Consider the following 20,086-nt stretch of genomic DNA (forward strand, 5'->3'; position numbering starts at 1 on the left):
GATGACCAGATAATTATTCGTCGTTTTCGCGCAGCTTGGCGATGACGGTGAAGTCTTCGAGGGTTGTGGTGTCTCCCTTGACTTCGCCGGTGGTGGCCAGTTCGCGCAGCAGACGACGCATGATCTTGCCGCTACGAGTCTTGGGAAGAGTCTCGGTAAAGCGAACGTCATCGGGACGGGCGAGCGCGCCAATCTCCTTGGCGACCCACTGACGAAGCTCCTGCCTCAACTCCTCGGTGGCTTCGTAGCCCTGTTCGAGTGTGACGAAGGCGCAGATGGCCTGCCCCTTGAGATCATCCGGACGGCCGACCACAGCGGCCTCAGCGACTTTAGGATGAGCCACGAGTGCGGACTCGACCTCCATGGTGCCAAGGCGGTGGCCCGAGACATTGAGCACATCATCGACACGGCCCATCAGCCAGTAGTAGCCATCGGAGTCACGGCGAGCGCCGTCTCCTGTGAAGTAGCATCCGGGAATCTCGGAGAAGTAGGACTGTTCGTAACGCTCCGGATCGCCGTATACCGTGCGAGCCAGCGATGGCCATGGTGTACGGAAGACGAGCAGACCGCCTTTGCCGTCCGGAACGGGCTCTCCCTCTTTTGTAACGACTTCAGGCACAATCCCGAAGAAGGGGCGCGTGGCGGAACCGGGCTTTGTCGCGACAGCTCCAGGTACGGGAGCGATCATGATGGAGCCGGTCTCGGTCTGCCAGTAGGTGTCGACGATGGGGCAACGTTCGTGACCGACCTCACGATGGAACCACATCCAGGCCTCGGGATTGATCGGCTCGCCGACGGTTCCCAGCAGGCGGAGTGAAGAGAGCGAGTATTTGCGAACCCAATCCGTTCCCCACTTGGTAAAGGCACGAATTGCCGTGGGAGCGGTATAGAAAACGGAAACCTTGTGGGCGTCGATGATCTTCCAGAAGCGGTCTGGTTCGGGCCAATTGGGAGCGCCCTCGTACATCATCACGGTTGCTCCATTCTGGAGCGGGCCATAGACAACATAGCTATGGCCAGTGACCCAGCCGATATCGGCGCTGCACCAGTAGACGTCATCCTCGTGGAGATCGAAGATGTATTTCGAGGTGAGATAGGTCTGGACGGAGTAGCCGCCTGTTGTGTGGAGCAGGCCCTTGGGCTTGCCCGTCGTACCCGAGGTGTAGAGGAGATAGAGCGGGTCTTCGGAGTCCATCCACTCAGCCGCACACTCTTTTTCAGCAGTGAGCATAGCCTCGTCCCACCAGATATCGCGCCCTTGCTTCATGGACACAGGAGTCCCACTGCGGCGGTAGACGATAACGTTCTTGATGGTGGGGCACTTCTCCAGGGCCTCATCGGCGATCTTCTTGAGCTGAATCTCAGAACCACGACGATAGGCGGTGTCCTGCGTGATCAGGGCAACGCAAGCGGAATCATTGACGCGGTCAACGATGGCATGGGCGGCAAAGCCACCGAAGATCACTGAGTGCACAGCTCCGATGCGGGCGCAGGCCAGCAGGGCAATCGCCAACTCAGGACACATGCCCATATAGATCGCAACGCGATCGCCCTTCTTGACCCCAAGCCCTTTCAGGACATTGGCGAAACGCTGCACTTCGGCATGAAGATCGGCATATGTGAGCTTGCGGACCTCACCCGGCTCGCCTTCCCACAAGAGCGCAACCTTATCGCGACGGGCACCTTTGACGTGGCGATCGACACAGTTGTGGGAAAGGTTCAGCTTTCCGTCAGTAAACCACTTTGCGCCTAGGCTTGAACCGTCACGGCCGGGCTCGAGAACACGCGTCCAGGGAGCAAACCACTCCAGCTCAGACGCGGCTTCGGCCCAGAACTCTTCGGGCTTTTCCACGCTGCGGCGGTACATCTGCTCGTATTGCTCGAGGCTGGAGATGTGAGCTTTAGAACGGAACTCCTCTGAGGGCTCAAAAACCCTGTTTTCACGCAAACTTGAATCCAGATTCGTCGTTCCCTCTTGAATCACCGTCACAAACATCCTCCAACTAATTTTGTCGTATTCAAAAAGGTACGCTATGGCTTATACGAGCGGCAACCGCAGGGTAGGGCAAATGTCTTGGCCTGCTGTATGGAATTTTGAGTTTCCTTTGAAATTCATAGGATTCTCTTACTCTTTGTGAACGATATTGCCGGTTTCGAGTCTGGAGTCAGGGTCTATCAGTCAGAACGACTGAAGTGAAAACCACAAACCATTGGCTCTTTCGACGAGCCCACGTGTCCGCAAAGCGAGCGTTCTGAACAAATGGTTGACCGTGATCGCTGCCAGAAAGATGTACCCATCCTCCCAGAATGACGACCTCTCCATACTTCCTAGAAAACGGCTTCTGGACGACATATGGATCTGTCTTCAATCCATCGTGAGCCACCAGATCGATAAGCTGTGCCTTTCCGACTACGGTCCCGTTTCCACGCATAAGCAGGTAGTCGTCGGCCACGAGGCGTTGAAGAGCTGCGCGATCTCCCACGATCTGAGCTCTGTCGTATTCTTTTGCAGCTTTGTCCAACGCGGGATCAAGGCCGTGATATTGCGCAAAACACGGCACGGTAATGGCTAGAAGACTAAGAAACACCTGGCAACATTTGATCGACAAACGAGACATAGACCTCCTGAAGAAGAGAGCTTATTCTCCCCATGCTGAGATGCAGAAGCATCTTACTTACTGCTCCGTCATAGACACGAATATTCTTAAAGCAGAATGTCCACAACAACACTATTCTGGTCCGGCGGCATCGGCTTTTTCATTGGCTTTTTCTTCGGCATTGGCTGCGCGTTAGCCGTTATGTACTCGATCTATATGGGTGGATACCGTGCTGCCATTCGTGAGTCCAGGCTCGCTGAACCACCGGAACGGTATCGAGCAACACTCAAGAAACTGGATTCACAGCAAGACAATACAAAGCAGTGAGTTTGGACAAGCTGAATCCCACGCAGTAATCTGGGCAGTATCGTCAGCCTTTCTTGGTTGCCGATCTCCAGGGTCCCTGCTCCGCTTCGCCAAAAAGACTGGACAGGGATCCTGCCTCTGATCAAAAAATCTGTGATCCACAATCATCAAAACTCACTTGCCCTCAATATAGGACTAATTTAGTCTTCATTAAAAGCACCGCAGGTTCTCCATGCAGAGGTCTTCTGGCGAAGCGACCGGCATTGAGAAGAGATCGGCAACATCCTGAAATGCCATGTGCAGTTGCGAAGACATCCTGATCCGTTTGTGCAGATCCTGGATTTCGCTCGCGATGCAAATTGGCGTTCACCATACCGCTGTCCCAAAGGGCTGACTATGAGTTTCGTTCACGATGCCGTTCACCATCCACGAAAACTGTGGCTACGCAGAACTCTGTTCCAGATTCATCTTTGGGCAGGGGTTCTACTTTCGCTGTATCTCATTGTGATTGCGCTAACAGGAGCGATCCTGGTCTTTGAAGATGAACTCACTTCGGCAACGCTTCCCGCAGCATTTCATCCCTATGATTCGGCTGAAACTGCACCGGTAACGAAGGTGGTCAATGACTTCCGGGCTAAATTTCCAGACGCGAAGATTGAGTATCTGGCTTTGCCGACCCGCTCGGTTCCTGCGTTCCAGGTTCGCGGAGTCGACGCTCAAAAGCATGAGTTCAACGTAATGGGTGATCCTGTGACGGGCATTCTCGAACCGGCGTCGCGCAATTGGCTGAATGTTGTACACGATCTTCACATCTATCTCCTGCTCGGGGAAGAACATGGAGTTCAGGTGAATGGAATCGGAGCGGCGATTCTGCTTTTGCTTGCAGCTACGGGGCTGGCGTTGTGGTGGCCGGGTATACGGATATGGACGCGAGGATTGGGAGTCTCGTTTCGTCACAGCTGGCGCCGCATCAACTACGATGCACACAGCGCCATCGGCTTTTGGACGCTGGCGCTGGTTACCTGGTGGGCTTTTTCGGGAGTGTACTTTGCGTGGTATCGCCAGGTGGGCGCGGCGGTCAACATGGTGACTCCGTTGAAGAACATGATTCCTCCCGCTCTACCGGAGATTGCGTCACAGCCCACTGGCGTTCCGCGAGCGACTCTTGTGCAACTGATTGAAATCGCCGGGAAGGTATCTCCTGCTGGACATCTAGCCGGATTGACGAATGCCACGTTAGACGGACCAACGGTGATGGCCCTGATGGACCGCGGAAAACCGGGGGACTTTTCGCATCGCGATGTGATCACCCTGGATGCAGCAAGCGGACGCGTGTTGACCATCTGGCACTATGGGCAGAACCAGAGCCTGGGCGACTGGATCCTGTGGGCCATGCACCCCCTGCACTTCGGGACGCTATGGGGACGTCCAATCAAAGTTCTCTGGTGCCTCTTCGGCGTTTCTCTTGCGGTATTGAGCGCTACCGGGGTGTTAATGTACTGGAACCGCTATCTGAGCAAACGATGGCACGCTCTGACGCCATCGGCATCAGAGCGGCATGAAGACTCCATTCCAGCGGCCTAGAGACTATCAAGCGTAACGTTGCTGATGCCATTGCCAGGCGCTGGTAACAATCTGATCGAGTTTGGCAAACTTTGGTTTCCATCCCAGCTCGGCCTTGATCTTCTCCGAACTGGCAACGAGGACTGCGGGATCGCCAGGGCGTCGTGGGCACTCTTCAACCGTGATGGGCCTTCCAGTCACGCGACGAACCGAATCGATGACTTCGCGCACAGTAAAACCCTGTCCGCTGCCGAGGTTGTAGATCAACCGGCTGTTGTTATCCAGTGCCTGAAGTGCAAGGAAGTGGGCATCTGCCAGATCGCTGACGTGGACGTAGTCGCGCACACAGGTGCCGTCCTTGGTGGGATAGTCCTGGCCGAAGATCTTAATGCTGGCCCGGCGTCCCAGGGCGACATCAAGGATGAGCGGAATCAGGTGCGACTCGGGTTCATGCGCCTCGCCATACCCATCGATCGCACCCGCCACATTGAAGTAACGGAGGCTGGCATAGCGTAGGTCCTGAATACGGTTGAGCCAGGTTAACATCCGCTCTACCAGCAACTTACTCTCTCCATAGGCGTTGGTTGGCAAGAGATGGGCGTCTTCGGTAATGGGAGTTTTTTCCGGCTCTCCATAGCAGGCCGCCGTCGAACTGAAAACAAGGCGCTTATGACCGGTCGCCAACATGGCTTCCAGCAGGGTAAGGGTTGCCATCGTATTGTTATGAAAGTAGATCTCTGGGACCTTCATGCTCTCACCAGCCTCGATCAGGGCAGCAAAGTGCAGGACTCCATCAAACTGACCTTCGCGAAGTGTTGCCTCGATCACCGGGCGGTCGGCGAGATCTCCCTGAATAAATTGCGCACTGGAGGGAATGGATTCCCTGCGAGAGTGACAAAGGTTGTCAAAAATAGTGACCTTATGGCCTGCAGCCAGAAGCATCCTGCTAACAGTTCCGCCAATATAGCCTGCTCCTCCGGTGACTAAAACATTCATTCTATTAGCTCCTATTGCAACTTCCTGCATACCACAAAAGTGCCAGTGCTACAAAACAGGGGTTGCGGCACTATACTTGCAGTACCAATTCGGGAAAACCCCGGCAAAGGCTAATATGACCGGATGGACCCCGAATTGCAACGTGCTGCACCCCTGACGAACCTCTTCCTATCTGTCTTGTATATGTTTTACGGCGACAGCAAGCACGTTGCCTGTCACACAACTGACTGATCGAGCGGAAACGCTCGAACGATATTTTCCCAAATGGGCTGGGGGTTCATCCTCCCCGGTACACCAGTCCTTAGGATTGGTCCCCATGTTCCACCTCTTCTGCAGAGGGGTGTCAACAAGAAGGACTTGTCATGGCCAAGCCATTACACACTGATGTTCTTAACCCGCCGAGCGTACAGTTTTCTCATTTCGGCGTTCTTAACGATGGGCAACAAAGCAAGGGATCGTTGTTTACTTCGATTACCCTGAACGTCATTGTTGCAATCATTGTTTGCATTCTGGGTGCTGCTGCGAAGAAGACGATCGAAAATGCTCCGAAGTTGATGGAGATCAGTCTCAATCTTCCTCCCAAACCGGTCGAGCCACCGAAGCCCAAGATTCTTCCGAAGCCTCTTCCCCCTCCTCCAGTCACAAAGGTCGCACCTCCGAAGATCACGCTGCCGGAGATCAAGCAGCCTGAGCCGAAGCCGATGGAAGTGAAGATGGAGCATCCGGTACCGAATGTTCCGCCAGCTCCTCCGAAGCGGGTGATTGCGCCGGCCGCGCCGAAGGTCGTTTCGCTGGCGCATCCCCAGGCAGCCTCAGTCATCAACAATTCTTCGCATCCAACGGCAGTCGCTCTTGGACGGCCGGACAACCCCATCGCGCCATCGAATCGCCCTGCCACCGCAGCGGTTGATCTCGGCCAGAGAGGTATGCCGGGAATGCCGGCCTCGAACACAGGAACGGGACCGCGGGCGACAGAGGTCCACCTGGGTTCCGGTTCGCCGGGCAGCCAGGCTATGTCAGGAAACGGCACACGCCCAGTGCAAGGGGTGAAGCTCGGAGTTGCGGGAAGCAATGGACCGATGAACTCCACGAGCCGTACCGCCGGTTCCGCTCCGGTCAACCTTGGCCGCGCGGTGACACCGGAGATGCCCAAAGCTCCTGCTCTGGCAGCATCCTCAGCAGCCAAAGCGCCCAAAGTGCTTTATAAACCGCGTCCTGAGTACACGAGCGAAGCGATCCGGCAGCGGATCGAAGGAACCGTTTCGGTTCGGGTGCGCGTTTCGAGCACTGGAGCCGTACACGTTCTGGGAGTCACGAGCGATCTCGGTTATGGGCTAGGAGAGTCCGCAATTCGCGCCGTGCAGGGCACAAGGTTTCAGCCCGCTACCGATGCCTCTGGAAACCCCGTCGATTGGGAAGGAATTGTGAATGTGGCGTTTCAGCTTGCCGGATGAGATTTGTGCCTGATTTGGCCGAAGTTTTTTTGATTTTTATTATGACTAACTACAAAAGACGGGGTGACCTTCCGGTCACCACAGGAGCCGCAAAATTATGATCCTTGGGAAACACAAGACTGTCGGTCTGACCGTGGCAGTGCTCGCAACCACTCTGTCCGCCCAGGCGGCCTTCGCCTCCATTCTGCCGGGCAAGAAGAAAGAACAGGTTCTTCCTTCCGCCAAGCTGACGCCAAGCCAAAGTCAACTGATCGACAAGGCGGTTGCACGCGAGAAGGAAGTCATCAAGGCCATCAAAGAGCGCGCTCCGCTGGTCGAAACCTACATCCAGAACATGCGCCCCGATAACCAGCTGGTGCAGGTACCTGAGTCGGACCAGCACTTCCTGGGCCGCGTCGAGTTCGGCCGCATCATTGGTGACGACTCCTTTCAGAGGAACAGGGCGACCGCGACAGGAGAGGCTCCCAGCAAATTCGGTTTCTTCAAGCACTCGGCTTCATTCATTACAGGTCTTGGCGACAACCTGCACCTGAATTTCAGCTCAACGGGCTTTATCCAGATGTTGTTGATGGACTCGAACGACTTCGACCGTGAGCACTACCAGTTCGCCTATGTTCGCAACGAGTTTCTTGGAAACACCCCGACGGCGATCTTTGACGTTTCGCCAAGCACCAAGAATAAAATCGGACGCTTTCATGGCCGTATCTGGGTGGAAACGCAGGGAGGCAACGTTGTTCGCTTCAACGGCAGCTTCGCCGGCTCAGAAAAGGGATCGCGCGAGTACTACCACTTTGATAGCTGGCGCACCAACGTACAGCCGAACCTTTGGCTCCCGACCTCTTTCTACGTCGAAGAGAGCGATGCCAAGAGCGTGAACCGCAGCCTGAAGTTCAAGGCAAACAGCCACATCTGGGGGTACATGCTGAAGGTTCCGCAGAAGGAATCGGAGAACACCTCGCTGGATGTTGTGGGAGCAACCGACGTCAGCAACGAGGCACAGGATGTAAGCCCATTGGGAGCGCAGCGCGCCTGGGTTCAGCAGGCAGAAGACAACGTTGTAGAGCGGCTATATCAGGCCGGCCTGCTGGATGCGCCGAGCGAATTTGATAAGACGCTCGAGGCTCTGGCGACCAATATCCTGGCCTACAACAACATCACGCTCTCCCGACCAATTCACGTTCGCACCTTGCTCACCGAGCCTTTGGAGTCACTCTCCATCGGAAACACGATCATCCTTTCCAAGAGCCTGATCGATACCACTGCGGTCCTCAGCCAGGATGGTGCTCAGCAGATGGGCAACCTGAATGCACTGTTGGCCTTCCAGCTGGCACACGTTATCCTCGGCCATCGCCTGGATACGAAGTTTGCCTTCAACGACCGGCTGCTTTTCCCCACCACCTCGGTGTTCAATCGCATTCCGATGCACCATACCGATGCGGACAACGAAGCTGCGGCCAAGAAGGCGCTGGAGCTGCTCAATGCGAAGGAGCTTGCCGGAGGACAGCAGTACTTTGGTCTTTACCTCCAGCAGCTTCAGGCACGGTTAGGAGCTCTCAAATCTTTGAACCAGCCAATGATTGGCGATGGGTTGGTCAAGAGCGACAAGGACCAGACCTTCTGGATGGCGCCTTTGATCGCCAAGAGCCCGAAACTCGACATGGCTGACCTGAAGCAGCAGGCTGCGATGCCTCTTGCCAGCTTCCTGCGTCGTGATCCCTGGACCGAACAATTGATCACTCTGCACACTGGCTTCGAGCCGCTTCTGTCGGCTGCCGACAAGATGCCGTTCGAGGTAACACCGATCTATATCAAACTCAGCTACTACAAGGCGCCGGACACAACTGCTCCCGCTGCTGGAGCACCGGCGAATACTCCCCAACCCCAACCACCTGCCGACACAACAACCCCGGCAGCACCTGCGGCGACCACCGGAACATCGAATCCGCCGCAGAATTGATCTTTCGATTTTTCCCGGGGGTCTGAAACAACCCATTCGGCCCCCCACACTTTCGACCATCATGGGAAGACATGCTCGTTTTGCTTCCCACTTAGCCTGAAAGTTTACCCCTCGGGAGGAACACGAGTTGAAACGCTTTCTTTTTACCACTTTAATAGTTTTTCTTTTGTGGACTGCGGCTCAGATGTCTTATGCTCAGGCGATTCCGACAGCAACACGGAACTCGGGCCTGCAAGTCGGCGCTGGTTACTCCTTTGCAAGTCCTGATTATGGGCAACGGAAAATCCAGGGCTATAGCATCTATGGAACCTTCGATTTCACCCGGCACATCGGGATCGAAGGCGATATTCATCGAGTCAATGTCATCACTCCAACCGACATCGGCGAAAACACATATCTTCTGGGACCCCGTTATGTTCTTCATTTCGGGCGTTTCCACCCGTATGCCAAAGGCCTGTTGGGACTTGGCTTCTTCCCGACCAATTACGACAAAGGATCGGGTAAACCGAACACGAATTACCACCATAAGATCTATGCTTTTGGTGGCGGCGTGGATTACACCGTCTCGCGTCATTTCAATGTTCGGGCCGTCGACTTTGAATATCAACGCTGGCCCGGCTGGAAACCGGATGGGTTGACTCCTTATGTCTTTACCTTCGGTGCCGCTTACCATTTCTAAAATCTCATCCTTCACCGCTGCTCCGCCGAATAGAATAAATAAGGCGGAGCAGTTTTCTTTTAACAAGCTTTTTCTGCCCGTCTTACAGCCTTCTCAAAAGCTCTTTCAGGGGAACGTGATTGTTTAAGAAAATTCTGATTGCCACAGTCGTCTGTGCCACGTCCGCGACGACCCTTCATGCCCAAGCTCGTCCAACCGCCACCCGCCCGGCATCTTTGCAGGTAGGAGTTGGCTGGTCCAATGCCAACACCGATTATCTTCCCCAACGAGTCAATGGAACGACTCTCTATGTGGACTATGACTTTTATCACCACCTCGGCGTAGAAGGTGAGTTTCGCTACCTGAAGGACGGCCAGAGCAATATTTACGAGAAGACCTACGAGATCGGACCGCGCTACTCAAGGACCTATCACGAACGCTATTCTCCCTACGTGAAAGCCCTCTACGGGCGAGGGGTCTTCAACTTCACCTACCGTGGACAGACCCTGGCCAACCTTGCCTACAACATGATGGCCGTAGGAGGCGGACTGGATTACACCCTCGTTCGTCACATCAACCTTCGCGGAGAGTATGAGTACCAGCACTGGTTTGGCTTTCCAGACCACGGTCTGACGCCTTCCATGGTTACCATCGGGGCAGCCTACCGTTTCTAACCTTTCGTCTGAGTTAAAGAGAAAAGCCCCGGAGATTCCGGGGCTTTTTCTCGCGTCAGAGCATGTTAGAAGTGATACGCCATACCGACCGCAGGGATGGAAATGACCTCCCATCGGTTGGTCTTGAAGTTCGTCAGGCCGAAGTCCGGAGCCTTCACAGCGAAGCCGCGATACTCCACGCGGACGTCCCAGCTGGGGCTGAGCTCATAGGCGACACCGCCGCCAAATAATGCTCCAATGCTCGTATTCTGCCGCGTATCGAAGTTGGTGGTCTTGTAATCGCGAATGGGAGTGAAGATGAGTCCTCCCACGCCCGCTTCCACAAAGGGATTGAAATTCCGGAAATTCCGGAAGTTGTAGACATACGCTCCGGTAATCTCCTGCTGGCGGGTATGGATGCGTACATTGGGAAGAAAGCTGGTGCTGTACTTCGAGATGTACTGCGCGAACGAGTAGTTCAGCTCGAGTGCGCTACGAGGGGTCAGCATATACCGATAGCTCCCCAGGAATCCGATTGGCTTCGTCGTGTTCATCTGTACCGCGTTTCCGTTGACCTGCGGCGTAAACACACCGATCACGCTCGCGCTTACGTCCTGCCGGCTTTCCTGCGCATACCCGACGGATGCCAGCAGCATCAGCGCGCCCAACAACATCGTCTTCTTCATTCGTTTGCCAGATCCCTTCAAAATCGTCCAGAACAACTCGGGGCTGATTGCTGACAACGGTCTTTACCGCAATCACTTCCAGCACCTTCGTCACTGTCTCTTCATTGTAACCGCACAAGGGAAGGCTATGGGTGACGAGAGACACAGAAAAGCCGGAGGACATTCTTGTGCCCCCGGCTCAGGAATAACAGGTCTGGATTGGTCTATTGGGGAGCCGACTCGCCCGCCTGCTTATGTTCCTTCATCCTCGCCTGCATCTTTGCCTGCATCGCGTCGAACTTCGTCTTCTGATCGTCATTCAAGACGGCCCGAATCTTATCGTCGGAAGACTTATGGAGGTCCATCATCTTCGACCGCTTGTCGGCCTTCGACATCGAAGTATCGTTTCGAATTGCCATCATCTGCGAACGGGTATCATCATCGATCGATTTAACCTGGGTCTGCTGATCGGCAGTAAGGTTCAACTGCTTGGTCAGCATTGCAGTCCTGTCTCCCCGCATACCGCGGGCGTGCGTTCCCTGCTGAGCCGGTGCTGTCGTTGTATCCTGCGCCATCGCTGGAATCGAGCAAAGGGCGCCGCTACAGATGGCGATCATGGCCATCCGCATACCTGCCTTTGGAAAGATCATTCTCATGGAACTTCACCTCACATTTGGGATGAGCTGGAAACTGCTGGAACCCAAAAGTCTGTTTCTTCAGACGCCTATTTCTGAAGAAATGTTCTGGCAAGGTGAAGGAAAAATTGACGGCTTCGCCGAACGATCAGGCCCCGCGCTCTGGCTGAAAGCAGTATGGATCGCCGTGCGTGGCAGCATAAGCTTCCACCACTTTGAGAAAAGCCAGGGCGGCGTGGGAAAGATTAGCCTGGCGACGATAGACCAGTCGTAACTTGCGTTCCGTCTGGAGTTCTGGAACCTCCAACATCACCAGCGCCCCGCTTGCCAGCTCTGGAACGGCGGTCAATCGGGGGACCAGGGCCACCCCATTCCCCATCTCCACCAAACGCTTGATCCCCTCCAGGGAGGGCAGTTCCACCCCCATCTGCAGCGGAGTCTTATGTTTCTTGAAGGTCTGGATCACCTTCTGGCGCTGGGGCGAAGGGATGTTGTGCGCGATAAAGTTCTGCATTCCGAGCTGCCGAATCGATACCTTTCCCGCCCCCGCCAAGGGATGACGCGGGTTGACGATCAACACCAGCTCATCGTGGTAGACCACAATTGACTTGATCTGCGCGTCGTCAGGCCGGAACGAGAGCACACCAAACTCAACCGAGTGCATCAGCACCTCGTCCGGAATGCGACTGGCGAGGGTACGTTGGACGGCCAGCTTGATCCTGGGGTTTTGCTTCCGAAACTCGTCCAGCAGAGGCAGCAAGTACAGACTGGTATATTCGTTGGCCGCCAGGTTCAACCGGCCACGGTGCAAGGAGCGCAGCTCACCCAGGGCTCCTGAGGCTTCGTTCCTTAGATTCAACATCTTAGCGGCATACTCGCGCAAGACCTCCCCTGCGTCGGTGAGGGTGCCATCTCTGGAGGAACGGTCAAAGAGCACCTCGCCGAGTTCACTTTCGAGCTTGGCGATTGCCTGACTGACCGCAGGCTGAGTACGATGGAGCCGAGAGGCGGCCCGTGAAAAACTTCGCTCTTCCGCTACGGCCAGAAATGTCTCCATCTGGACCAGATCCACGCTGCACCTCGTTGAGGCCAAATGCCTTTGATTCTGCGAATACTTCAATTAGAAGTTTTGATATACGCGGAAACCATCATAAGCCTGCGTTATGATAACGTCTAGATCGAGTCAAGGATCGAGAGTAACCCACGCTATGCAAAATCCCGACCAGATCGTCTTTTTCGATACCACCCTTCGCGATGGGGAGCAGTCTCCCGGCTGCACCATGCATCACGACGAAAAGCTGCGCATGGCGCACCAGCTTCGTGACCTGGGCGTGGACATTCTTGAGGCAGGATTTGCCATCGCATCCGAGGGTGACTTCGACGCCGTGCAGGCGATCGCCTGTGAGGTAACCGGGACCCGCATCGCTTCGCTGGCCCGTTGTAAGCGCGAAGATATCGATGCCGCAGGCCGTGCGATTCAGCCAGCCAGATCGAATCGCATTCACATCTTTCTTGCCTCCTCAGATCTTCACCTGGAATATAAGCTGCGCATCAGCCGAGAGCAGGCGCTCGATCAGGCGGCTGAGTCCGTCAAGCAAGCCCTGACCTACACCGATAACGTTGAGTTTTCGACCGAAGACGGCACTCGTACCGATCCTGACTTCCTGGTAAAGATGATCACCGTGGCGGTTCAGGCGGGCGCAACCACAATCAATATTCCCGATACCGTTGGGTACACCACTCCCGCAGAGTACGAAGCCATCTTCCGCATGGTGCGCGAGCGGGTTCCAGGAATCGAGAATGTCGTTCTGTCGACACACTGCCACGACGATCTCGGCATGGCGGTTGCAAACTCACTGGCAGGAATTCAGGGTGGCGCACGACAGGTGGAGTGCACCATCAACGGCATTGGTGAACGCGCAGGCAATGCTGCACTGGAAGAGATTGCTGCAGCCCTGATGGTTCGCCGCGACAAGTTCCCCTACAAAAACAACATCGTGATGGAGAAACTCTATCCGACCAGTCAGATGCTGGCCGAGTGCATCAGCTTCGGAGTCGCTCCAAACAAGGCTGTCGTCGGAGCAAATGCCTTCGCGCATGAATCGGGAATTCATCAGCATGGTGTACTGGCCAATCCACTGACCTACGAGATTATGACTCCGGCTTCGGTCGGTGCGGGAAGCACAAACCTTGTGCTCGGCAAGCACTCGGGGCGGCGCGCGCTGGCGGATCGTTTGGAGAAACTGGGTCATACGCTGACACGCGAGCAGCTCGACGAGGTGTATCACCGCTTCACCGAGCTAGCTGATCGCAAGAAGTCAATTTACGACCAGGACATTCTTGGGCTATTGAAGCCGGAGAAGGCTCCTGCTGCCGTAACGACCTAGCAAAGTTGGCAACACTTAGCAATCGCAACCATGAAGAGCAAGGCGAAACCTTACCACCGAAGAGAAGGAAAGAGAATGCGTCTTAAAGTTGCAGTCCTCGCCGGCGACGGCATCGGTCCTGAAGTTACACGGGAAGCTACCAACATTCTGCGCGCAGTCGCCGAATTGGGCGGACATGACTTTACCTTCGTCGAGGGATTGATCGGCGGTATCGCGATTACAGAGACGGGATCGCCGCTTCCAACAGCAACTCTCGATGCTGCGCTTGACTCCGACGCGGTTCTGCTGGGAGCTGTAGGAGACAACAAGTTCAATTCCCTTCCTCCGGACAAACGCCCTGAAGCCGGTCTGCTGCAGATTCGCCAGGCGCTTGGCGGCTTTGCCAATCTGCGACCTTCAGTTGCCTATTCAGCTTTGGCCGCCAGCTCACCGCTGCGCCCTGAAGTCACCAAGGATACCGACATCCTCTTTGTTCGTGAGCTGTTAGGTGGGTTGTACTTCGGCGCTCCTCGCTGGTGGAACAAGGAGACCAACGAGGCCATCAACACCATGCGTTACACCCGCGACGAGGTTGTTCGCGTCGCCCGTGTCGCCTTCGAATTGGCTTCGAAGCGTCGCAAGAAGGTCACCTCGGTGGATAAGGCCAACGTTCTCGAAGTCTCGCAGCTGTGGCGCGCCACCGTTACAGAGATTGCCAAAGACTATCCCGATGTCACGCTTGAACATCAGCTCGTCGATTCGATGGCGATGCACATCATGAACATCCCGCGGAATTTCGATGTCGTACTGACCGAGAATCTCTTCGGCGACATCCTCTCCGACGAGGCTGGAGTCATCACTGGATCACTCGGCATGCTGCCCTCAGCAACCATTGGTGGCGCTGTGAATCTCTATGAGCCGGTGCATGGCTCGGCTCCCGATATCGCCGGAACCGGTAAAGCGAACCCGCTTGGCGCGATTCTGACCGCTGCGATGGTGTTGCGTCACTCGGCCAATCTGGAGCAGGATGCGCGCGCGGTCGAACAAGCGGTCCTCAAGGTTCTAAATGCGGGTTATCGCACTGCTGATATTGCTCGCGGAGGCGAGAATGTGCAGCTCGTCTCCACGCAGGAGATGGGTAAACATGTCCATCAGGCGTTGGCCGAATCGATCGACCGCCGCCAGGCCATGCACGCCGTATAGAACGATGAACTGGCGTCTGAAATTAGCTTTGATGAATCTGGCAGTCGTCGCAGCGCTGTATTACCGCTGGCGCCTCGGCGCACCTGTCGTTCCGTTAGTAATTGCCGGGGTGGTCATGTTTCTTTTGGTGAACGTGCTCGTCCTACTGACTCGAAAGAAACCTGTTCCTTCGAAGTATTCGAAATAAATGCGCTGTCTGCTCCAACTCGCCGCCGTAGCCCTGCTGCCAACCCTGGCACCGGGTGGGTTTGCGCAGCTTCCCTGGAAGCATGACAAGCCGCAGACAGAAGATCTCTCGTGGATGTGGCAGTACACACAACCTGCCCCTGGCAGTCGTGAGAATGCTCTTCTCTGGGATCCACATTTCAAGCCATTTCTACAGAAGTACCTCACGGCTCCGCAGTCTTTCTGGGACAAGAACAAACCTCTCAGCGACGTCGCTATAGAGTTCCTCGCGGTTCCAGGTCATGTAATCGGCGACGATAACCGCTATTTCAACGCAGATGGATGTGTCCAACACTTCTGTCCTAATCGCGGACTGTTATGGGTCGATTTGGGGATTGCCCGTCCTCTGGTCGTATTCGCAGCGATCGACTGGATCAGCGATAACAGGACCACGGACGATAGCGCCGCAACCTATACGATGTGGGTCTTTTCGAACCGTTCGCTGGACCCGGCACATCTTCCCGCCGCACTGACACGCAGTATTGCTCGCTGGACCTCACAGCCGCTTGCCGATAAGAAGACTTTCCAGAACGTTACGCGCGTCTTTCTCATCGATCCGGATGGCACACCTCATCCAATCAATCCCAGTACGATCGGAGCTCGTAACACGCTTCCTCCTGAGACCACGACAGAACCAAACCAGAGCTTGAGCAACACGACACCAAAGGCAAAACCATGAGCACAGCACCGAAAACGTTGTTCGAAAAAGTATGGGAGCAGCACATCGTTGCCGAACCGCAGGGCGAACCGACGATTCTCTACATTGACCTGCATCTCGTCCACGAAGTCACCAGCCCGCAGGCCTTCGATGGACTTCGCATGGCAGGCCGCAGGATTCGTCGTCCTGACCGCCATATCGCCACAGTCGACCACAACGTACCGACGACCAGCGCCTACGACCGGCTGCATATTGTCGATCAGATCTCTGCTGCACAGGTAAATGCCCTGCGTAAGAACTGCGCCGAGTTTGGCGTCGAGTTCTTCGATGTGCAGGACTCTTCGCAGGGCATCGTGCACATGATCGGGCCGGAATTGGGAGCGACCAAGCCAGGCATGACCATCGTCTGCGGTGACTCGCACACCTCCACTCACGGAGCCTTTGGCGCGCTGGCCTTCGGCATCGGCACCAGCGAAGTGGAGCACGTGATGGCCACGCAGACGCTTCCGCAGGACAAACCGAAGACCTTCCGCATCACTGTCGACGGCAAGCTTCCGTTCGGCGTCACCGCCAAGGACATCATCCTCGACATCATCGGCAAGATCGGCACCGATGGCGCCACCGGCCACGTCATCGAGTACGCCGGCTCCGCCATCCGCGCGCTCTCGATGGAAGGCCGCATGACCATCTGCAACATGAGCATCGAAGCAGGCGCGCGCGCAGGCATGATCGCTCCCGACGAGACGACCTTCGCCTACCTGAAGGGTCGCCGTTTCGTGCCACAAGGTGCGGCATGGGATGAAGCCGTCTCACACTGGAAGACGCTGCCGACCGACGAAGGCGTAACCTTTGATCGTGAGCTGTATATCGATGCGGCAACACTTGCTCCCGCTGTTACCTGGGGGACATCGCCTGGCATGCACGCTACCATCGAGGGCAAAGTCCCCACGCTTGACGAAGCGAAGACCGAGGCCGATCGCAAGAGCTTCGAGCGCGCCTACGAGTACATGGACCTGAAGCCCGGCACGCCGATGGAAGAGATCAAGATCAATGCTGTATTCCTCGGCTCATGCACCAATGGCCGTATCGAAGACCTGCGCGCTGCAGCAAAGGTGGTCAAGGGACATCACATCGCGACCACGGTCCGTGCGATGGTCGTCCCCGGATCGCAGGCGGTGAAGCGTCAGGCCGAAGCAGAAGGCCTCGACGCGATCTTCAAGACCGCAGGCTTTGAATGGCGCGAGCCTGGCTGCTCGATGTGCCTGGGCATGAACCCGGACATCCTCTCTCCCGGTGAGCGTTGCGCCTCTACATCAAACCGCAACTTCGAAGGTCGTCAGGGGCGCGGCGGACGCACGCATTTGGTTTCGCCTGAGATGGCCGCCGTTGCCGCCATCACGGGACACTTCACCGACATTCGCAAGTGGAAGCAGACGGAAGGAGCGAAGAACTAATGGAACCTATCAACATCATTACCTCGAAAGCCGTGCCGCTGCCACTGCCCAACATCGACACGGACCAGATCATCCCGAAGCAATTCCTCAAGCGCATCGAGCGTACAGGCTACGGCGAGTTCCTTTTCTTCGACTGGCGGTATGATCTCGAGACGCCGGATCACGTTGAGGAACGCAAAGATTTCGTACTGAATAAGCCCGAGTACAAAGGCGCCGAGATCCTCATCGCCGAGAAGAACTTCGGCTGCGGCAGTTCCCGCGAGCACGCGGCCTGGGCGATCAATCAGTACGGCTTCCGCGCTGTGATCGCTCCAACCTTTGCCGATATCTTCTTCTCAAACGCAGGCAAGAACGGCATTATCCTTGTCCGCCTCTCCGAAGAAGACGTCCAGACGCTACTTGATCGCTGCACGAAGAATCCCGACCACAAGCTGACGATCAATCTCGAAGCCCAGACTGTCACCGACGAGCTTGGCTTCAATGCAACCTTCGAGATCGATCCCTTCCGCAAGTACTGCCTGCTGAACGGACTGGATGACATCGGCTTGACGCTACGCCATACCGAGGCACTCGACAAATTCGAATCGAAACATAACAAGGATTTCTGGTCTGCACCCAAGACCTCCAAAGCTTCATAAACGAAAATTCAGAAGCAAGCTCCAAAGGAGCTCTATACCAGCCTGGGACAAGCCCCAGGAAAACCACAATAGAAGCACAGAGGGCTGAATGCCCGATTTATCAGGAAAAATCAAAGATGATACCGGAATTCGGCACCCCGGAACCAATCGATCTTTCTCGATACGAGGAAGGATATCGAGCAAGAATGCGCGGCGAACCGTTCCATGTTCTCGATTCTCTAGACGCCAGTTGGCGAGCAGGCTGGAATGATGCGAAGAAAGAACAAGCTGAAAATCCGGATGCTCTCCACGAGCAGTCGCCACAATCACCACTGAACTTGAAAGGCAACTAAGTGAGCAACGAACTCGATCCAGCGAAGAAGAACTCCGTAGTCCTCACCGAAGGCCCTAACCGCGCGGCTGCACGCAGCTACTTCCGTAGCGTCGGCTTCAGCAAAGAAGATCTCCACAAGCCCATCATCGGCATCGCCAACACATGGACTGAGGTCGGCCCCTGCAACTTCCATCTGCGTCAGGTAGCCGAAGCCGTCAAGCAGGGCATCCGTGAAGCCGGCGGCACTCCGATGGAGTTCAACACCATCACCGTACACGACGGAATCACGATGGGCACGCAGGGCATGAAGGCGTCGCTCATCTCGCGTGAGGTCATCGCCGACTCGATCGAGCTTGTCACCCGCGCCAACTCCTTCGACGGCCTGGTCTGCATCGCCGGTTGCGACAAGAACATGCCGGCGGCCATCATGGCGCTCGGACGTCTCAATATCCCCGGCCTGATGCTCTACGGGGGCTCTATCGCTCCCGGTAAGCTGCCGCAGAAGGACGGTTCCACCAAAGAGATCACGATCCTTCAGGTCTTCGAAGCCATCGGCTCCCACGCCGCCGGAAAGATCAGCGACGACGAGCTCGAAGCCGTCGAAGCCGCAGCATGCCCCGGCCCTGGAGCCTGCGGTGGTCAGTTCACCGCAAACACCATGGCGATGGCTGGAGAGTTCCTCGGCATCTCGCCGATCGAGATCACTGGTGTCCCCGCAATGTCACCGGAGAAGGCGAAAGCCAGCCGCGAAGCCGGAAAGCTGGTGATGCAGCTCGCCCGCACCGGCCTCACTCCACGCAAGATCGTTACCCGCAAAACCATCGAGGACGCCTATGCCGCTGCTTGTGCATCGGGCGGCAGCACCAATGCCGTGCTTCACCTGCTTGCCATTGCGCGTGAGTTCGACATCCCTTTCACCATGGACGACTTCAATGCCATCAGCGACCGCACTCCTCACATCTGCGATCTCTCGCCCGGAGGCAAGTACGCCGCACAGGACTATCAGGAAGCAGGAGGCTCCCGTCTGCTCGCCAAGCGTCTGCTCGATGCAGGCCTGATCGATGGCAGCCAGATCACCGTTACCGGAAAGACCCTTGCTGAAGAGGCAACGCACGCAGTAGAGACGCCCGGACAGGTTGTGATCTATCCGGTCGACAAGCCTCTGAAGCAGACCGGCGGACTCGTCATCCTCAAGGGCAATCTTGCTCCTGATGGCTGCGTGGTCAAGGTCGCAGGCCACGAACGTGTGCTGCACACCGGCCCTGCACGTGTCTTCAACTCCGAAGATGATTGCTTCGCCGCAGTAGAAGCAGGAAAGATCAAGCCGAATGATGTCTGCGTCATCCGCTATGAGGGTCCGCGCGGTGGACCGGGTATGCGCGAGATGCTCGCCGTCACCGCAGCCATCAAAGGCATTCCTGAGCTTAGCGAGACTGTCGCGCTCCTTACCGACGGCCGCTTCTCCGGAGCCACTCGTGGCCTGATGGTCGGGCACATCGCTCCCGAGGCTTATCTTGGTGGCCCCATCGCAGCCGTGCAGGAAGGCGACAAAATCACCTTCGACATCAAAAACCGCGAGCTGCGGCTTGAGGTCCCAGCGGAAGAAATCGCCAAGCGCCTGAAGGAAGTAAAACAGCCCGAACCACGCTTCAAGCGAGGAGTCTTCGCGAAGTATGCCAATACCGTAAGCAGCGCGAGCGAAGGCGCTGTGACAACTTAACCGCTATGAAAAAGAGAACCGTTGT

At 56.0% G+C, this 20,086-nt stretch carries 20 protein-coding genes; 14 read left to right on the plus strand and 6 right to left on the minus strand.

Going from position 1 to position 20,086, the window contains the following annotated elements:
- Nucleotides 1–13: 13 nt before the first annotated feature.
- Both acs and H7846_RS15095 read right to left on the minus strand, forming a co-directional pair.
- Entirely contained in the window at nucleotides 14–1,990 is a 1,977-nt protein-coding gene (gene acs, locus H7846_RS15090; protein WP_255460670.1) for an acetate--CoA ligase, read from the minus strand.
- A gap of 175 nt (nucleotides 1,991–2,165) precedes the next feature.
- Complete coding sequence (locus H7846_RS15095) at nucleotides 2,166–2,618, minus strand: nuclear transport factor 2 family protein (RefSeq protein WP_186693214.1); 453 nt, start codon at nucleotides 2,616–2,618, stop codon at nucleotides 2,166–2,168.
- Between the two features lie 96 nt (nucleotides 2,619–2,714).
- Between H7846_RS15095 and H7846_RS15100 the strand changes: the two genes are divergently transcribed.
- Both H7846_RS15100 and H7846_RS15105 read left to right on the plus strand, forming a co-directional pair.
- Nucleotides 2,715–2,924 carry a hypothetical protein gene (locus tag H7846_RS15100; protein WP_186693215.1) on the plus strand — a complete coding sequence of 70 codons (210 nt, stop codon included), beginning with the start codon at nucleotides 2,715–2,717 and terminating at the stop codon, nucleotides 2,922–2,924.
- Between the two features lie 375 nt (nucleotides 2,925–3,299).
- Nucleotides 3,300–4,487, plus strand: coding sequence for a PepSY-associated TM helix domain-containing protein (locus H7846_RS15105; RefSeq protein ID WP_186693216.1), 1,188 nt, complete (start codon nucleotides 3,300–3,302; stop codon nucleotides 4,485–4,487).
- Between the two features lie 6 nt (nucleotides 4,488–4,493).
- On the opposite strand, the gene galE is transcribed toward H7846_RS15105, so the two are convergent.
- Nucleotides 4,494–5,462 (minus strand): UDP-glucose 4-epimerase GalE, encoded by a 969-nt coding sequence (gene galE, locus H7846_RS15110; protein ID WP_186693217.1) that lies wholly within the window; start codon nucleotides 5,460–5,462, stop codon nucleotides 4,494–4,496.
- Between the two features lie 362 nt (nucleotides 5,463–5,824).
- On the opposite strand from galE, the gene H7846_RS15115 reads away from it, so the two are divergent.
- The 4 genes from H7846_RS15115 to H7846_RS15130 all read left to right on the plus strand — a co-directional run bounded on the left by H7846_RS15115 (nucleotide 5,825) and on the right by H7846_RS15130 (nucleotide 10,205).
- Entirely contained in the window at nucleotides 5,825–6,916 is a 1,092-nt protein-coding gene (locus tag H7846_RS15115) for an energy transducer TonB (RefSeq protein WP_186693218.1), read from the plus strand.
- A gap of 97 nt (nucleotides 6,917–7,013) precedes the next feature.
- A complete protein-coding gene (locus tag H7846_RS15120) occupies nucleotides 7,014–8,873 on the plus strand; it encodes a hypothetical protein (RefSeq protein ID WP_186693219.1) in 1,860 nt (619 codons plus the stop codon).
- Between the two features lie 127 nt (nucleotides 8,874–9,000).
- Nucleotides 9,001–9,552: an outer membrane beta-barrel protein gene (locus tag H7846_RS15125; protein ID WP_222597518.1), complete on the plus strand. Its 552-nt coding sequence runs from the start codon at nucleotides 9,001–9,003 to the stop codon at nucleotides 9,550–9,552.
- 119 nt (nucleotides 9,553–9,671) lie between these two features.
- Entirely contained in the window at nucleotides 9,672–10,205 is a 534-nt protein-coding gene (locus H7846_RS15130) for a porin family protein (protein WP_186693221.1), read from the plus strand.
- A gap of 65 nt (nucleotides 10,206–10,270) precedes the next feature.
- Here H7846_RS15130 and H7846_RS15135 read toward each other — a convergent pair whose 3' ends face one another.
- The 3 genes from H7846_RS15135 to H7846_RS15145 all read right to left on the minus strand — a co-directional run bounded on the left by H7846_RS15135 (nucleotide 10,271) and on the right by H7846_RS15145 (nucleotide 12,541).
- Nucleotides 10,271–10,870 carry an outer membrane beta-barrel protein gene (locus tag H7846_RS15135; RefSeq protein WP_186693222.1) on the minus strand — a complete coding sequence of 200 codons (600 nt, stop codon included), beginning with the start codon at nucleotides 10,868–10,870 and terminating at the stop codon, nucleotides 10,271–10,273.
- Between the two features lie 203 nt (nucleotides 10,871–11,073).
- Nucleotides 11,074–11,505 (minus strand): Spy/CpxP family protein refolding chaperone, encoded by a 432-nt coding sequence (locus H7846_RS15140; protein WP_186693223.1) that lies wholly within the window; start codon nucleotides 11,503–11,505, stop codon nucleotides 11,074–11,076.
- Nucleotides 11,506–11,632: 127 nt separating this feature from the next.
- A complete protein-coding gene (locus tag H7846_RS15145; RefSeq protein WP_255460671.1) occupies nucleotides 11,633–12,541 on the minus strand; it encodes a LysR family transcriptional regulator in 909 nt (302 codons plus the stop codon).
- A gap of 151 nt (nucleotides 12,542–12,692) precedes the next feature.
- On the opposite strand from H7846_RS15145, the gene H7846_RS15150 reads away from it, so the two are divergent.
- From H7846_RS15150 to ilvD, 8 genes are all read left to right on the plus strand, one after another.
- Entirely contained in the window at nucleotides 12,693–13,871 is a 1,179-nt protein-coding gene (locus H7846_RS15150) for a 2-isopropylmalate synthase (protein WP_186693225.1), read from the plus strand.
- A 75-nt stretch (nucleotides 13,872–13,946) separates the two neighbouring features.
- Complete coding sequence (gene leuB / locus H7846_RS15155; protein ID WP_186693226.1) at nucleotides 13,947–15,053, plus strand: 3-isopropylmalate dehydrogenase; 1,107 nt, start codon at nucleotides 13,947–13,949, stop codon at nucleotides 15,051–15,053.
- Nucleotides 15,054–15,057: 4 nt separating this feature from the next.
- On the plus strand, nucleotides 15,058–15,240 hold the full coding sequence (locus tag H7846_RS15160; RefSeq protein ID WP_186693227.1) for a hypothetical protein: 183 nt from the start codon (nucleotides 15,058–15,060) through the stop codon (nucleotides 15,238–15,240).
- Nucleotides 15,241–15,957 carry a hypothetical protein gene (locus H7846_RS15165; protein ID WP_186693228.1) on the plus strand — a complete coding sequence of 239 codons (717 nt, stop codon included), beginning with the start codon at nucleotides 15,241–15,243 and terminating at the stop codon, nucleotides 15,955–15,957. It abuts the gene before it with no gap.
- On the plus strand, nucleotides 15,954–17,390 hold the full coding sequence (gene leuC, locus H7846_RS15170) for a 3-isopropylmalate dehydratase large subunit (protein ID WP_186693230.1): 1,437 nt from the start codon (nucleotides 15,954–15,956) through the stop codon (nucleotides 17,388–17,390). The genes H7846_RS15165 and leuC overlap by 4 nt, the downstream gene beginning before the upstream one ends.
- Entirely contained in the window at nucleotides 17,390–18,028 is a 639-nt protein-coding gene (gene leuD, locus H7846_RS15175) for a 3-isopropylmalate dehydratase small subunit (protein WP_186693231.1), read from the plus strand. The genes leuC and leuD overlap by 1 nt, the downstream gene beginning before the upstream one ends.
- Nucleotides 18,029–18,144: 116 nt before the next feature.
- The gene (locus H7846_RS15180; RefSeq protein ID WP_186693233.1) at nucleotides 18,145–18,360 is read left to right on the plus strand and encodes a hypothetical protein; all 216 of its coding nucleotides are present in this window, start codon (nucleotides 18,145–18,147) and stop codon (nucleotides 18,358–18,360) included.
- Nucleotides 18,361–20,061 carry a dihydroxy-acid dehydratase gene (gene ilvD, locus H7846_RS15185; RefSeq protein WP_186693235.1) on the plus strand — a complete coding sequence of 567 codons (1,701 nt, stop codon included), beginning with the start codon at nucleotides 18,361–18,363 and terminating at the stop codon, nucleotides 20,059–20,061.
- Nucleotides 20,062–20,086: the final 25 nt, after the last annotated feature.

Origin of the sequence: Edaphobacter sp. 4G125, from assembly GCF_014274685.1 — a bacterium.
Taxonomy (GTDB): Bacteria; Acidobacteriota; Terriglobia; order Terriglobales; family Acidobacteriaceae; genus Edaphobacter.

Excerpts from the sequence above, each read along its gene's own strand:
- galE (WP_186693217.1), bottom strand. The coding sequence starts at position 5,462 with ATGAATGTTTTAGTCACCGGAGGAGCAGGCTATATTGGCGGAACTGTT.
- H7846_RS15180 (WP_186693233.1), top strand. The coding sequence starts at position 18,145 with ATGATACCGGAATTCGGCACCCCGGAACCAATCGATCTTTCTCGATAC.
- H7846_RS15140 (WP_186693223.1), bottom strand. The coding sequence starts at position 11,505 with ATGAGAATGATCTTTCCAAAGGCAGGTATGCGGATGGCCATGATCGCC.
- H7846_RS15120 (WP_186693219.1), top strand. The coding sequence starts at position 7,014 with ATGATCCTTGGGAAACACAAGACTGTCGGTCTGACCGTGGCAGTGCTC.
- H7846_RS15145 (WP_255460671.1), bottom strand. The coding sequence starts at position 12,541 with ATGGAGACATTTCTGGCCGTAGCGGAAGAGCGAAGTTTTTCACGGGCC.
- H7846_RS15135 (WP_186693222.1), bottom strand. The coding sequence starts at position 10,870 with ATGAAGAAGACGATGTTGTTGGGCGCGCTGATGCTGCTGGCATCCGTC.
- H7846_RS15160 (WP_186693227.1), top strand. The coding sequence starts at position 15,058 with ATGAACTGGCGTCTGAAATTAGCTTTGATGAATCTGGCAGTCGTCGCA.
- leuD (WP_186693231.1), top strand. The coding sequence starts at position 17,390 with ATGGAACCTATCAACATCATTACCTCGAAAGCCGTGCCGCTGCCACTG.
- H7846_RS15100 (WP_186693215.1), top strand. The coding sequence starts at position 2,715 with ATGTCCACAACAACACTATTCTGGTCCGGCGGCATCGGCTTTTTCATT.
- H7846_RS15165 (WP_186693228.1), top strand. The coding sequence starts at position 15,241 with ATGCGCTGTCTGCTCCAACTCGCCGCCGTAGCCCTGCTGCCAACCCTG.
- H7846_RS15150 (WP_186693225.1), top strand. The coding sequence starts at position 12,693 with ATGCAAAATCCCGACCAGATCGTCTTTTTCGATACCACCCTTCGCGAT.
- leuB (WP_186693226.1), top strand. The coding sequence starts at position 13,947 with ATGCGTCTTAAAGTTGCAGTCCTCGCCGGCGACGGCATCGGTCCTGAA.
- H7846_RS15095 (WP_186693214.1), bottom strand. The coding sequence starts at position 2,618 with ATGTCTCGTTTGTCGATCAAATGTTGCCAGGTGTTTCTTAGTCTTCTA.
- leuC (WP_186693230.1), top strand. The coding sequence starts at position 15,954 with ATGAGCACAGCACCGAAAACGTTGTTCGAAAAAGTATGGGAGCAGCAC.
- H7846_RS15105 (WP_186693216.1), top strand. The coding sequence starts at position 3,300 with ATGAGTTTCGTTCACGATGCCGTTCACCATCCACGAAAACTGTGGCTA.
- H7846_RS15115 (WP_186693218.1), top strand. The coding sequence starts at position 5,825 with ATGGCCAAGCCATTACACACTGATGTTCTTAACCCGCCGAGCGTACAG.